Here is a 14,564-nt window from a genome sequence, read left to right on the forward strand (position 1 = left end):
CGCGGTTTCACCCTCCACCCGATGAGGAGAGACAGAAAGAGAGCTTAGATCATGGGTTTCAAAATTGCTGTCGCAGGCGCCACCGGCAATGTCGGCCGGGAGATGCTGAACATTCTTTCCGAGCGCGGTTTCCCGGCGGATGAAGTGGTGGCGCTCGCCTCCTCGCGTTCGGTCGGCACCGAGGTTTCTTACGGCGACAAGACGCTGAGAGTCACGAATCTCGACACCTATGATTTTTCCGATACTGATATCTGCCTGATGTCGGCCGGCGGCGCCGTCTCGCAGAAATACTCGCCGAAGATCGGTCGGGAGGGCTGCGTCGTTATCGATAATTCCTCGGCCTGGCGCTATGACTCCGAGGTTCCGTTGATCGTGCCGGAGGTGAACGCGGATGCAATCTCGATGTTCTCCAAGAAGAACATCATCGCCAATCCGAATTGTTCGACGGCACAGCTCGTCGTCGCGCTGAAGCCGCTGCACGACCGCGCCAAGATCAAGCGCGTCGTCGTTTCCACCTATCAATCGGTTTCCGGCGCCGGCAAGGACGGCATGGACGAGCTCTTCAATCAGACGCGCGCCGTCTTCGTCGCCGATCCGATCGAGAGCAAGAAATTCACCAAGCGTATCGCCTTCAACGTCATCCCGCACATCGACGTTTTCATGGAGGATGGCTATACCAAGGAAGAATGGAAGGTTCTGGCCGAGACCAAGAAGATGCTCGACCCGAAGATCAAGGTGACCTGCACGGCCGTGCGCGTACCGGTCTTCATCGGCCATTCCGAATCGGTCAATATCGAATTCGAGAACGAGATCACTGCCGATGAAGCGCGCGAGATCCTGCGTGAAGCACCGGGTTGCCTCGTCGTCGACAAGCATGAGAACGGCGGCTATGTGACGCCTTACGAATGCGCCGGCGAGGACGCAACCTATATCTCGCGCATCCGCGAGGATGCGACCGTCGAAAACGGCCTGAACATATGGATCGTCTCCGACAACCTGCGCAAGGGCGCGGCGCTCAACGCGGTGCAGATCGCCGAGCTCCTGGTGAACCGTGGCCTGATCAAGCCGCGCAAGCAGGCGGCTTGACCGGCTTCGGCTGGCCTCGATTCTTAGCCCCGCCTTTCTCGCTACGGCGACAGGCGGGGTTTCGCAGTTCTTTCGGCAGGCGACGGATTCACGTGAAACCTCAGCCGGCAGCGGATATTTCGAAGGCATCACATTCGGGCAATCGACGGGGTATTTTATGCACAAGGTGAAGATCGCAGCAGCCGGCCTTGCGGCCCTTATCTCAATCGCAGTTCTCCCGGGATCCGCCAGCGCGGCTCAGTGCGGCAATGACGGGAGCGGTTTCTCGGCCTGGCTGTCGGAGTTTAAGCGCGAAGCCGCAGGGAACGGCATCAATCCTTCCGTTGTCGAGCAGGCGCTCGCCAACGTCTCCTACAGCAGAGCAACGATTCGCGCCGATCGCGGCCAGAAGAGCTTCAAGCTGTCGCTCGACCAGTTCATGCAGAAGCGCGGCGGCCAGGTCATCATTTCGCGTGGCAAGAAGTTGCGGGCGCAAAATGCCCGGCTCTTCCAGAGCATCGAGCAGCGCTACGGCGTCCCCGCCGGCCCGTTGATCGCCATCTGGGGCATGGAGACCGGCTTCGGCTCGTTCTTGGGCAAGGAGCACACGCTCTCGGCCGTCTCGACGCTCGCCTATGACTGCCGCCGTTCGGATTATTTCACCAACCAGCTTTACGCCGCCCTCCAGCTCGTCGAGCGCGGCGATCTCAGCCCGGCGGCCCGCGGGGCGGCCCACGGCGAAATCGGCCAGACCCAATTTCTCCCGGTGAACGTTCTGAAATACGGCGTGGACGGCGACGGCAACGGCCATGTCGACATGGTCCGCTCCAAGGCGGACGCGCTTGCCTCGACTGCAAATTTCCTGCGCGGACACGGCTGGCAGCCGGGCGGCGGCTATCAGCCGGGCCAGGTCAACTTCGCCGCCATTCAGGGCTGGAACGCTGCCAGCGTCTACCAGCAGGCGATCGCCATCATCGGCGCCGCAATAGATGGTGGCTGAAAACGAAGCTAGAAAGGGTGGGCGGTTTTCCACCCGCGGCCCGCTCTCGCTAGACTAGAGTCGGTCAGCCTTAAGCTGAATCGCCTGGGGATTCCCTTTTTGCTGCGATTGTCGTTCAAGATCATTGCTGGCGAGCAGGCCAGCAATGATGGCGCGACCTGTTCTCTGGATTTACGCCAGCGCGTCGCCGACGCATTGGCCGGAGGCATGACGGTGCGGGCGGCCGCGTTGCGCTTTGGAATATCCGCGGCGACGGCGGTGCGGATCGGCCAGCGCGAGCGGTCCGGCCGCGGTTTGGCGCCGGCCAAGATGGGTGGCCATGTCAAACCCATGCTGCGGGGCGCGGCGGCCGATGAGGTTCACCGCCGGCTGGCGGCCAAGCCTGATTGGATGGTGCGGGCGCTTGCCGCCGATCTGGGTAGCGAGCACCAACGCAACAGATGAGTTCCCAGGACGTTCCGAAATACTATGCTGTACGGCGGTTCCACCCTGCTTTTCCTAAGTGCCCCGACAGAAATCGCGAAGACACGAAAGGACGTGTCGCTCTTTTGCTCTTTCTCCGCCGGCCGGCGGAGAAACTCTGATTGCGTTGGGCCCGCCGTCTTCACGATCCGGGCCGGGAGAAATCCCCGGTTTTGGCATCCATAACCCAGAGCTCGCCGGTCGAAATATCGAACCACGCGCCGTGCAGGCGCAGTTTTCCTTTCGACTCGAGAATGTTGACGCAGGGGAATGTCCTGAGATTGGCGATCGAATTGCGGATCGAAACCCGCTCGAGAGCGCGCTGGCGTTCAGCCTGGGTCATGAGCTCGTTGCTCTGGATCTGTTCGGCGGCGGGCTTCAGCAGGTTCATCCAGCGGCCGATGAAATCGCCGGGGGAGAGGGGCTCCGCATCCGGGTCGAGTGCCGCCTTGATGCCGCCGCAGCGCCCGTGCCCCATGACGACGATATTGGTGACGCGCAGCGACTGGACTGCGAATTCGAGCGCGGCCGAAGTCGAATGATAATGCCCGTCCGGTTCGTATGGCGGCATCATGTTGGCGACGTTGCGCACGACGAAGAGTTCTCCCGGGCCGGCATCGAATATCGTTTCGGGTGCCGCACGGGAATCGCAACAGGCGATAACCATCGTCCTTGGTTTCTGGCCGCTCTCGGCAAGCGTCTTGTAACGCTGCTGCTGTTCGTTGAAGCGGCCGCTCATGAAGTTGCGGTAGCCGGTCAGAAGATGTTCCGGAAAGCCCTGTATATCCATCGGTAACCCCGTGTCATCCACTCGTTCATGCTGCATCTTCCGTGGTGCTCGTGTCTCTCATCGGAATTCGAGGAAACTTGCGGATAGCATGCCTGAGAGACGGTCAGGGAAGCATGAAGCGTCGAACTGTTACAGCGAGCTTGGCCCAGCGGGAAGGACGAAATGCGACCAGAAGGCAATTCTTCCGTGTCGACCGCTATTTCTTCCGCGCTTGGCTCGGATGCAGGAGGCGGCGCATCTGGACCATCGCCATCGGCGTCGCCAGGCTCGAAGCATCCTGCTCGAGCGTCAACTCATCGGCATCCCGTTTGCGGCTTCGCGCGATGATCTCATAGACGCTTGCGGTCGCCATCTGCAGCGCGCGCTCCTCCGGAAGCCCTTCGAGCAGTCGCGCCAGGAATACGGCGGAGAGCAGGTCGCCGGTGCCGTTCGGCGGGCTGTCGATCAGCCGGTGCTCGGCGAGCAGGGCATGCCGCCCGGAGAGGTAGAGATTGCCCGTGCCGCCGCTCATCATCGGGATCGCAGACGTCACGAGTACGCGCGAAGGACCGAGATCGACCGCCGCCTCGAGGAGGTCTGCATTCGTCTCGAGGGCGGCGCCTGCCAACCAGGAAAGTTCGAACCGGTTGGGTGTGGCGAGCGTCGCAAGCGGCATTAGCAGTTCGCGAATGGCGGTGGCGATCTCTACCGGGACGTAAAGGCCGCCCGCATCGCCGATGATCGGATCACAGGCATAGAAGAGGTCGGGATTACGTTCGCGCAGCGCCGCCACGAGTCGAGCGACGCCCGCCGCCTGCGCCGGGGATCCCATATAACCGGAAAGAACCGCGCGCACCTCTCCGATCCAGGGTGCACGGATGAGATCGTCGATGATCGACCGGAAGTCCGCGTCCGGCATGATCACCCGCGTCGACGGGCCGTGCCCGGGATGCCAGGGGAGAATGACCGTCGGCAATGCCCAGACCCGGTGCCCAAGCGTTTCCAGAGCGAAGACGGCCGCCCGGTTGCCGACTGCGCCCCGCACCACATGGCTGGAAATCACGATGATGGCACCGGGCGCGGCAGGCGATTCGGACATTGGAGGCCCCTTTTTTCCGTTCTGAATTGTGATCGCCCGGCCCTCACGGCCTGTCAACGGGCTCTCCCGAAGAGTGCCGGTGACATAAGCTTCGGCGATTTCTTGCGTTTCCGCCTTTTTTAGGAAATTTTCGCAAAATTGCCTTCGATTTAAATGGATTTAGGTGAAATCTTCGTGTTTTTCTCCGAAATCCGGCTCGGTTCTGCCGAAATCCGTCATAAAAACGGTCGCCAATGATCATGGTTCTGATAGGTTCATCTATCATCAGTGGAGAGCGGTTTGATGGGCGTGAAGTATAATCCGAAGCGGGATCGGCACATCGATGCGGCCCGGGCGGCAGGATCCAGATTTGGGGCCGAGACCCTGGCACCTGAAATCCTCTTCGGCGGCGCGAGCAACGACGATCTGGACCAGTACACGCCCGAAATGCTGGCACTCACCGCGGCCCATGCACGCAGCGAGCTCGCCCGCTGGGACGGCGGCAAGCCGCGGGTGTCGGTGGAGACGGTACCCGGCATTGCCCCTGGCGGCACCGAGGCCTCGATCATCGCGATCACCGAGCGCAACATGCCCTTCCTTTACGACTCGGTGATGGGAGAAGTGACGAGCACACACCGCGACATCCATCTGGCGATCCACCCGATCCTGGTGATGGAAGCCGGCCAGGCGGTGAAGCTGTTTGATCCCGACGAGGGGAGTAGACCCGAGCACCGCGTCAGCCACATCCAGATCCATTTGAGCAAGCTGACTCCGCTCGAGGAGCGATCGCTCAGCAAGCGGATTTCGGACGTCTTGGAGCAGGTCCACCAGGCGGTGCACGATTGGCCGGCGATGACCGCTCTGCTCGACCAGGCAATGCGGGAGCTGGAGGATTACAACGCGTCCCGCAAGAAGAGCGACCGCGACGAGGCACTGGCTTTCCTTCGCTGGCTAAGGGACAGCAACTTTACCTTCCTCGGCATGCGGGAATATACCTATTCCGGCAAGGGCGGAGAGGCGACGGTCGAACGCGGCAAGGGCAGGGGCCTCGGCATCCTGTCCAATCCGGACGTGCGGGTCCTCCGCCAGGGCAAGGACGCGGTGCTGACGACGCCGGAGATCCTCGCTTTTCTCGAGGGTCCCGACTTCCTGATCGTCACCAAGGCCAATGTGAAGTCGGTCGTGCACCGCCGTGCTCACATGGATTACATTGGCGTCAAACGCTTCGACGCTTCCGGTAACGTCATCGGAGAGTTGCGTATCGTCGGACTGTTCACCTCGACGGCTTACACCCGGCAGGCATCGGAAATTCCGCTGCTCAGACACAAGATCGAAAAGATCATCGATCACTTCGGCTACGATCCGCAGAGCCACTCCGGCAAGACGCTCGCGAATACGCTGGAGTCCTATCCACGCGACGATCTCTTCCAGATCGACATCGGCCTGCTTGCCGCCTTCTGCGAACAGATCAACGAGCTCGGCGATCGGCCGCGGGTGCGGGTGCTGCCGCGCATAGATCATTTCGACCGCTTCGTTTCCGTCATCGTCTTCGTGCCGCGCGAACAATATGACTCCGATGTCCGGGAGAAGCTCGGCGAATATCTGAAAACTGTCTATGACGGCCGCGTCTCGGCCTATTACCCCGCTTTCCCCGAAGGCGGGCTTGCGCGAGTACACTTCATCATCGGCCGCTCGGGCGGCAAGACGCCACGGGTTCCGCAGGCGAAGCTCGAAGAGGCGGTCCGCGCCATCGTCACCCGCTGGATCGATCGGTTCAACCTGCTCGCGCGCAAGGAAGGAACGGAAATTTCCGTCGGGGAGGCCTACCAGGCAGCCTTCACACCCGCAGAAGCCTATGCCGATCTCGCAGACATCTCGGCCTGCCGGGCCGACGACCCGATCCGCATCTCCTTCTACCATCGGCACCAGGAGAGGCCCGACACGCTGGAACTGAAGATCTTCCATGCCGACACGCCCGTTTCGCTGTCGCGCCGTGTGCCGCTTCTCGAAAATCTCGGCTTTCGCGTGATCAGCGAGCAGACCTACGACATCGGCGTGCGCACTCATGGGGACGAGCCCCGCGAGGTCGTGCTCCACGACATGGAACTGATCCACCGCGACGGGCACACACTCAACCTCGCCAAGATGGGTCCGAACCTGGAGGAGGCCTTCCTCGCTGCCTGGGACGGCGCGACGGAGGACGACAATTTCAACCGGCTGGTCATGCTGGCTGGGCTAACCGCCCGCGAGGTGACGGTGCTGCGTGCCTATGCCCGTTATCTGCGCCAGGCAGGCATCACCTATTCCCAGGGTTATATCGCCGATACCCTCAACAAATATCCGACGATCGCCGCCGACATCTTCCGGCTCTTCTCCACCCGTATGGATCCGACGACGGAGGTGAAGACGCGCACTAAGAAATGCAACGCCTTGCTGGCGGGGATCGAGGAGGCACTGTCAGCCGTGCCCAGCCTCGATGAGGACAGGATTCTGCGCCGATACGTCAACGCGGTCCAGTCGACGCTGCGGACGAATTACTTCCAGAAGGACGCGGACGGCCGGCCGCGCGCGGTTCTCGCCTTCAAGCTCGACCCGAAACAGCTCGACGGCCTGCCGGAGCCGCGGCCTTTCCGCGAAATCTTCGTCTATGGCACCGAAGTGGAAGGTGTCCATCTGCGCTTCGGCAAGGTGGCGCGCGGCGGCCTTCGCTGGTCGGACCGGGCACAGGATTACCGCACCGAAGTGCTCGGTCTGGTCAAGGCGCAGCAGGTGAAGAACGCCGTTATCGTGCCGGTCGGGGCCAAGGGCGGCTTCTATCCCAAGCAGCTGCCTGCCGGCGGCAGCCGCGACGAGATCTTCAAAGCGGGAACCGAGGCGTACAAGACCTACATCCGCACGCTTCTCTCGGTCACCGATAATATTGTCGGCCAGGAGGTTGTGCCTCCCGCGGATACGCTGCGGCTCGACGGCGACGACCCCTATTTCGTCGTCGCGGCCGACAAGGGGACAGCGACCTTCTCGGACACGGCGAATGCGCTCGCCCAGGAAGCGGACTTCTGGCTGGACGACGCCTTCGCGTCCGGCGGTTCCGCAGGCTATGACCACAAGAAAATGGGGATCACCGCCCGCGGGGCATGGGAAGCCGTCAAGCGGCACTTCCGCGAAATGGATGTCGACATCCAGACCACGCCTTTCACAGTCGCCGGCGTCGGCGACATGTCGGGCGACGTCTTCGGCAACGGCATGCTGCTGTCGGAAAAGATCCGCCTCATCGCCGCCTTCGATCACCGTGACATCTTCATTGACCCGAATCCGGATATCGATCTCTCCTTTGCCGAACGCAAGCGCATTTTCGCGCTGCCGCGCTCCAGCTGGCAGGATTATGACCGGAAGGCGCTCTCGCCCGGCGCCATGATCATTTCACGTTCGGAGAAGCTGGTGACGCTCACCCCGGAAGCGATGGCGGCGATCGGGATCGACAAGCCGAAGGCGACGCCGTTCGAGATCATGAGCACCATTCTGAAAAGCCCGGTCGACCTCCTCTGGTTCGGCGGCATCGGCACCTATGTCCGCGGCAGCGGCGAGACGGATGCGGAGGTCGGCGACCGCGCAAACGATGCGATCCGCATCACCGCGGAGGAGGTGCGGGCCCGGGTGATCGGCGAGGGGGCCAATCTCGGGGTCACGCAGAAAGGCCGTATCGGCTTTTCCCTCAATGGCGGGCGCTGCAACTCCGACGCCATCGACAATTCGGCCGGCGTCAATTCCTCCGACGTCGAGGTCAACATCAAGATCGCGCTCGCCTCTGCCATGCGCGACGGACGCCTGACCCGGCCGAAGCGCAACACGCTTCTGGCGTCGATGACGGACGAAGTCGGACATCTGGTGCTACGCAACAACTACCAGCAGTCGCTTGCGATTTCGCTCACCGAAATGCAGGGGCTCGCCAACCGCACGCCGCTCGCGCGGCTGATGGCGCGGCTCGGGGCCGACGGCCACCTCAACCGCAAGGTGGAGACGCTTCCGACCGATCAGGCAATGAGCGAGCGCTATCAGGCGGGCCGGCCGCTCACACGCCCGGAGATCGGCGTGCTGCTCTCCTATGCGAAACTGGTCCTGTTCGACGAACTGACCATCAGCGATCTTCCGGACGATCCCTATTTCACGGCGACGCTGGAGCGCTACTTCCCGGCAAAGATGCGCAAGACCTATGCCGGCGACATTCACGGGCACCGGCTGCGCCGCGAGATCATCGCCACTGTGCTCGTCAACGAAACGATAAACCGCGGCGGGCCCGCTTTCGCCTCGACGCTGACGGACGCCACCGGCTTCCTTTCCGCCGACGTCGTCAAGGCCGCGGTGCTGGCACTGGACGGTTTCGATCTGCCGCGCATCTATGCCGAGATTGACGCGCTCGACAACCGGATCGGCGGCATGATCCAGAACAGGCTCTATCAGGAGGTGGGACGCATCTTTGCCCTTGTCGCAGCGAGGGTGCTGCGCACCCGGGCCTCCGAGGGCTCCGTTGCGGAAGCGGTTGCGCGGCTGCGCGACGGCCTGCAGAAGCTGCGCGGCACCATGCGGGCGGCAATCTCCCGGGAGGGGGCCGAGGAAGCGCGTCAGAAGGCCGCGGGCTTCATTGAAAACGGCGTGCCGGCAAAGCTCGCCGAGGAAATCGCGGAGCTCTCGCTGATGACCCTCGTTCCGGAGATCATGCAGATCGCCATAGTGACCGGCGAGCCGCTGAACCGCACCGCCCAGGCCTATTTCACCGTCACCGAGAGCCTGAGGGTCAACCGCCTGCTTGCGGCCGCCGACCGGGTGCCTGCCACCGAGCAGTTCGAGGCAATGGCCTTGTCACGGGCCGTCGGCGATATCGGCACCGCGCGCCGCGACATCACAATCGCCGCGCTCGTCGAGTACAAGGGCGAACGGAATCCGGTCCTCGCCTGGCAGGACCGCGACCGGCAGCGTGTGGCGAGCGTCGGCGACCAGCTGAGGCTCCTGACCGAAAAGGGTGAAACGACGCTCGCCAAGGTGACAGTCGCAGCCGGCGTCCTCAGCGACCTTGCACGCGGCTGGACGAAATGACAAAGTCCCTGCGGCCGTAGTTCCCCGGAGGTTCGAATCCGCTTCCGGGCGAAGTTCGTTCTTCATTGCACAAGCCGCCCCGATCGATCGCGGCGGGCTTGTGCAAGCGGCGGGGAGGGAAGGCGTGGACATTGCGGCCGGGCGAATGGATGAGCGGCCAGGGACCTCGCGTCTCGGCATTGCGGGCTGGATGCTCTTCGACTGGGCCGCGCAACCCTTCTTCACCGTCATCACGACCTTCATCTTCGCACCCTATTTCGTTTCCAGGCTGACGGCCGACCCGGCACAGGGTCAGGCGGTCTGGGGGTATACGCTTACTGCCGCGGGGATCGTGATTGCCCTGCTTTCTCCCGTCCTCGGCGCTATCGCCGATGCGACCGGCCCGCGAAAACCGTGGATTGCCTTCTTCGCCGCAGTGAAGATCGCCTCGCTCGCCCTGCTCTGGTATGCGGCGCCCGGCTCAAGCCTGATCTACGCGGCGCTCCTTCTGGCGCTAGCCACGGTGGCCGCCGAATTCTCCATCGTCTTCAACGATTCCATGATGACGCGGCTCGTGAGCGAAAGGGAAGTGGGCCGTATCTCGAACATCGCCTGGGGGCTCGGCTATCTCGGCGGCATGATCGTGCTCATCGCGGTAGTCGTGCTCGTTGCCAGCGATCCGCAGACGGGAAAGACAGTGCTCGGGCTCGATCCCCTGTTCGGGCTCGATCCGGCAAAGGGCGAGGATGCCCGCATCACCGGCCCGATCTCCGCCATCTGGTATCTCATTTTCATCCTGCCCATGTTTTTCTTCACGCCGGATGCGATCCGGGCGACGATGACGATGGCAGAGGCAGCCGCGCGGGGGCTCGAGGAGCTGAGGGGAACGCTCAGCGAACTCAAGGAGAGGGCCGGCATATTGCGGTTCCTGATCGCCCGGATGATCTTCCAGGACGGCGTAAACGGCCTGCTCGCGCTCGGCGGCACCTTCGCTGCCGGCATGTTCGGCTGGCAGACGATGGAGCTCGGTGTTTACGGCATCATCCTCAACATCGTCGCAATCGCCGGCTGCCTCGTTGCGAGCTGGCTCGATGCCCATCTCGGCTCGAAGAAGATCGTGGTCGCAAGCCTCGTCTGTCTCACGATCGCCACCCTCGGCATCGTCTCGACCGGACCGGGCTTCACCCTCTTCGGACTCGCACCGCTGCCGAGCACGGATTCGGGCGGCCTGTTCGGCACCGCTGCCGAAAAGGCCTACATTGCCTATGGCCTGCTTGTCGGCATCGCCTTCGGCCCCGTCCAGGCCTCGTCTCGATCCTATCTCGCCCGCAGTGTATCGCCCGACGAAGCCGGGCGCTATTTCGGCCTCTATGCGCTTTCCGGCCGCGCGACGTCATTCCTGGCGCCCGCCTCGGTCGCCACCGTCACCTTGCTGACCGGCTCGGCCCGCATCGGCATGGTAGCGCTCGTCGCTTTCCTCGCCCTTGGACTCGTCCTTCTCCTGCGGACGCCCTATCCGGCTCATCGCCCGACGTGAGGGGGCCACAACCGAGGTTGTGGCATTTCGCCTGCAGCAGGATCAGAGGCGCCGCTCAGTGCCGGAAATGCCGCATCCCGGTGAAGACCATCGCGACATTGTGCTCGTCGGCCGCTGCGATCACCTCCTCGTCGCGCATGGAGCCGCCCGGCTGGATCACTGCGGTGGCCCCCGCAGCGATCGCGGACAGAAGGCCGTCAGCGAACGGCAGGAAGGCTTCCGAGGCAACCGCGGAGCCGCGTGTCAGAGGCTCGGCGAGACCGAGCGCCTTCGCCGCCTCTTCCGCCTTGATGGCAGCAATTCTCGCGGAATCGACCCGGCTCATCTGTCCGGCGCCGATACCCGCCGTCTGACCGCCTTTCGCGTAGACGACGGCATTCGACTTGACGTGCTTGGCCACCTTGAAGGCAAATTTCATGTCTTCGAGCTCCTGCGCCGTCGGCGTGCGCTTCGTGACCACCTTCAGTTCGATGTCTTCGATCATGCCGTCGTCGCGCGTCTGGACAAGAAGGCCCCCGGCCACCGTCTTTGCCGTCAGACCGGGCGTGCGCGGATCCGGCAGGCCGCCGGTCGCAAGCAGCCGCAGATTGGGCTTCCGGGCGATGATCGCTTTCGCCTCGTCGCTGACCGACGGGGCGATGATCACTTCGGTGAAGAGCTTCACGATCTCTTCGGCGGTCGCCGCGTCGAGTTCCTGATTAAGCGCGATAATGCCGCCGAAAGCGGAGGTCGAATCACAGGCAAGCGCCCGGCGATATGCTTCCGCGAGCGATGGCGCGGTCGCAACGCCGCAGGGGTTGGCATGCTTGATAATGGCGCAGGCAGGCGCCTTTTCCGGCAGGAATTCCGCCACCAGCTCGAAGGCGGCGTCGGTGTCGTTGATGTTGTTGTAGGAGAGCTGCTTGCCTTGGAGAAGCGCTGCAGTGGCGACCCCCGGCCGCTTGTCACCGGTCACATAGAAACCGGCCTTCTGATGCGGGTTTTCGCCGTAGCGCATCTCTTCCTTGAGCACCCCGCCGATGACGCGGTGGCGCGGCATGGGCGTGTCGAGTACCTCGGCGAACCAGTTGGAGATTGCCGCATCATAGGCCGCTGTGCGGGCATAGGCCTTGGCGGCCATTTTCTGGCGGAAGGCATAGCGCGTCGTGCCGCCCGCGATCTCCTCCAGCAGCAGCGGATAATCCGCCGGGTCGGTCACAACGGTCACATAGGCGTGGTTCTTGGCCGACGCCCGGATCATTGCGGGACCGCCAATGTCGATATTCTCGACCGTGGTCGGATAGTCGCCGCCCTTGGCGCGAACCTCCTCGAAGGGGTAGAGATTGATGACGGCGAGATCGATCGCTGTAATACCGTGTGCGCTCATCGCGCCGGCATGCTCCGCATCGTCGCGAATAGCCAGCAGACCGCCGTGAACGCCGGGATGAAGGGTTTTCACGCGACCGTCCATGATCTCCGGAAACCCCGTCAGCTCCGAAACGTCGCTGACGGGAAGGCCCGCATCGGCAAGCGCCTTGTGCGTCCCGCCGGTCGATACCAGCCGCACGCCCCTGTCATTGAGGTGGCGGGCGAGTTCGACGATGCCCGATTTGTCGGAGACCGAAAGGAGGGCGGTTTTGATCCGGACTTCGTCCGGGGCGGGAATTTTCTTGGAGGCGACAGCCATCGACCTTGCTCCTTTGGCAGCGCCGGACGCGTGAGGAGGAGGTTCCGGCGGTTGGGCTGGCTGCCCGTTAGCATAGCTTCATCCGGGAAGAAACCTTCGGCGTGTCGCAGAGCGTGGAATTGCCCGTCTGGACGGTTCCCGGCAGCGTCCATCATGCTGCCCGCGTGAAAGTCCACTGGATTTCGGGCTGGTCGCCGGCGGCGAAAGTCACCGTGATCTGCGACGAGGCGCGCACGCCGGAGGGATCGGCGAAGAAGATGTCCTCCTCCACGGCGAGCTTGCCGTCCCGACATGCGAAGAGCCAAGCCTCACCGTCGGGCGCCGTCAGGTATATTTCGCTCTCGCTGTGCCGGCGCATGCCGATCGCCGGATGAATGTGGAATCGGGCGATGGCGATCGAGCCGTCCTCCGGATCAGGGTCGCCGCCGTCCTCGAGCAACAGGCGGTCGCGACCGCGAATCAGCCGGCCTCCATTGAGTATTCCGATGTCACGCTCGTGGAGCAGTCCGAAGGGCGCAACATAGCCGTCATGGCTCGCCTTGACCGTCTCCATTCTGCCTGGCTCGTCCTTCCTCTCGACCGCGACGCGGGACGGCCCCCCGGCCACGATCGGACCGAGGAATCGCGACTGCGAGAAGCGGCAAGAGGATCTGTCGTTCAGGGTGACAGTGGAATGCGCTGCCGTGGTGCGCGCCATTTGCCGAAATCGATCGCCGGCGAATTTCGGCGCGCCGGAATTGATGACGAAGCGATTCCGGCCGGAGGACATCTCGAAAGAGAGACAGCCTGCATGGGCACTGCGCGACAGATCGACCGATAGTGGCCGCCCGGTGTCCACGATGACGACGGTTTCACCCAGCGACAGGCGTTCGTATTGCGCATGCGGAAGCGATCGGAAAGGTTCGCCAGCGGTCTCGTCATATCTGAGCACAGAGGCGAGCTCATGGGCAGCAACGGATGTCGCGCTGTTGAAAAGGGCGAGCTCGCCGCTTTGGTGACGGAAGAAGCGGAGCGCCGGATACATGCGGTCGATACAGGAAATCAGCTTCGAAGGCACGTCGTGTCCGAGATTGACATATGTCTGACGCAGCGGCAGCAGATCGAGCAGGAGCTCGAGCCCCGCCCGTGGATTGCGGGAGAAATGCGCTCCGTCCGGGAGGATCTGCCGTTCCAGCTCGAGATCGAGATTGCGGGACGCCCTGCGGATCGCCGAAGCCGTCGCCGGCATCGAGACGGAGGCCATCGCGAGCGCAAGGCGAACCCTCAGCCGTGCCTCTCCATCGGGCACGGTCCCGGCAACATGCCGGAGATGACGCACCTGGAGGGCCAGGCTCTTCAGGAATCGGCGATAAAAGCCATGCTCGGCATTGCGCAGCACGACCGGCGAGTGGGACAGCCAGGCGATGACGCGCTGTGCCACCACGTCCGCGTCCCACGAGATTTCACCGATAGTTCGGCCATGGCTCCCCATCCAGTCGTCGACAATCTGGCGCAGCCTGGCCGAGCCGGCTTCATCCTGGACTGCCCGCATGTGACGCAGCCAGCCGAAGGAATGGAGGCGGATCGCGAATTCGTAAGACGGCAGATCGATCTCGAAAGCCGACTCACCTTCGGTATCCAGAACCCGCCCGGCGAGCGGAAACCGGCCTGCGAGGATCTCCTCCGCAACGAATGGGTCTATTGCGCGAAGGTCCGTCGGCGCGACGATGAGGCGGACGGGCGTTGAGCCGGCATAGCGCTGCGCCGCGGTCCGGCCAAGCGAAAGCCGGCGCTCAAGCCGCCGTGTGCCTTCGCGCAGGTACAGATATAGGAACCTTGGTTTATTGGAAAGCGGCATCGGCGCCCGTAAGTTCCTCATGACTGCAAGACCTTCGAAGCGCAAAGCACCTAGCGGATTGCCTGGCGCAGCACCGTGCG

The 14,564-nt window shown here is 63.1% G+C and carries 9 protein-coding genes; 5 read left to right on the plus strand and 4 right to left on the minus strand.

The genetic code is table 11. From position 1 onward, the window contains the following. Positions 1-51 precede the first annotated feature (51 nt). The 3 genes from FB009_RS09155 to FB009_RS33120 all read left to right on the plus strand — a co-directional run bounded on the left by FB009_RS09155 (position 52) and on the right by FB009_RS33120 (position 2,509). Positions 52-1,086 (plus strand): aspartate-semialdehyde dehydrogenase, encoded by a 1,035-nt coding sequence (locus FB009_RS09155; RefSeq protein WP_012067387.1) that lies wholly within the window; start codon positions 52-54, stop codon positions 1,084-1,086. A gap of 157 nt (positions 1,087-1,243) precedes the next feature. After that, on the plus strand, positions 1,244-2,065 hold the full coding sequence (locus FB009_RS09160) for a lytic murein transglycosylase (RefSeq protein WP_012067388.1): 822 nt from the start codon (positions 1,244-1,246) through the stop codon (positions 2,063-2,065). 99 nt (positions 2,066-2,164) lie between these two features. Further along, positions 2,165-2,509, plus strand: coding sequence for a hypothetical protein (locus FB009_RS33120; RefSeq protein WP_012067389.1), 345 nt, complete (start codon positions 2,165-2,167; stop codon positions 2,507-2,509). Between the two features lie 160 nt (positions 2,510-2,669). Here FB009_RS33120 and FB009_RS09170 read toward each other — a convergent pair whose 3' ends face one another. After that, a complete protein-coding gene (locus FB009_RS09170) occupies positions 2,670-3,353 on the minus strand; it encodes a carbonic anhydrase (RefSeq protein WP_024310912.1) in 684 nt (227 codons plus the stop codon). Positions 3,354-3,513: 160 nt separating this feature from the next. Then, positions 3,514-4,395 carry a pyridoxal kinase PdxY gene (gene pdxY, locus FB009_RS09175; RefSeq protein WP_012067391.1) on the minus strand — a complete coding sequence of 294 codons (882 nt, stop codon included), beginning with the start codon at positions 4,393-4,395 and terminating at the stop codon, positions 3,514-3,516. A 282-nt stretch (positions 4,396-4,677) separates the two neighbouring features. On the opposite strand from pdxY, the gene FB009_RS09180 reads away from it, so the two are divergent. Further along, entirely contained in the window at positions 4,678-9,465 is a 4,788-nt protein-coding gene (locus FB009_RS09180) for an NAD-glutamate dehydrogenase (protein ID WP_012067392.1), read from the plus strand. A 124-nt stretch (positions 9,466-9,589) separates the two neighbouring features. Continuing rightward, complete coding sequence (locus FB009_RS09185; protein WP_018209216.1) at positions 9,590-10,981, plus strand: MFS transporter; 1,392 nt, start codon at positions 9,590-9,592, stop codon at positions 10,979-10,981. Positions 10,982-11,036: 55 nt separating this feature from the next. Here FB009_RS09185 and purH read toward each other — a convergent pair whose 3' ends face one another. Both purH and FB009_RS09195 read right to left on the minus strand, forming a co-directional pair. Continuing rightward, positions 11,037-12,647 carry a bifunctional phosphoribosylaminoimidazolecarboxamide formyltransferase/IMP cyclohydrolase gene (purH, locus tag FB009_RS09190; protein ID WP_012067394.1) on the minus strand — a complete coding sequence of 537 codons (1,611 nt, stop codon included), beginning with the start codon at positions 12,645-12,647 and terminating at the stop codon, positions 11,037-11,039. Positions 12,648-12,798: 151 nt separating this feature from the next. Continuing rightward, positions 12,799-14,484 carry a heparinase II/III family protein gene (locus tag FB009_RS09195; protein WP_024310915.1) on the minus strand — a complete coding sequence of 562 codons (1,686 nt, stop codon included), beginning with the start codon at positions 14,482-14,484 and terminating at the stop codon, positions 12,799-12,801. Between the last annotated feature and the right edge of the window lie 80 nt (positions 14,485-14,564).

The sequence above is a fragment of the Sinorhizobium medicae genome (assembly GCF_007827695.1).
Lineage (GTDB): Bacteria > Pseudomonadota > Alphaproteobacteria > Rhizobiales > Rhizobiaceae > Sinorhizobium > Sinorhizobium medicae.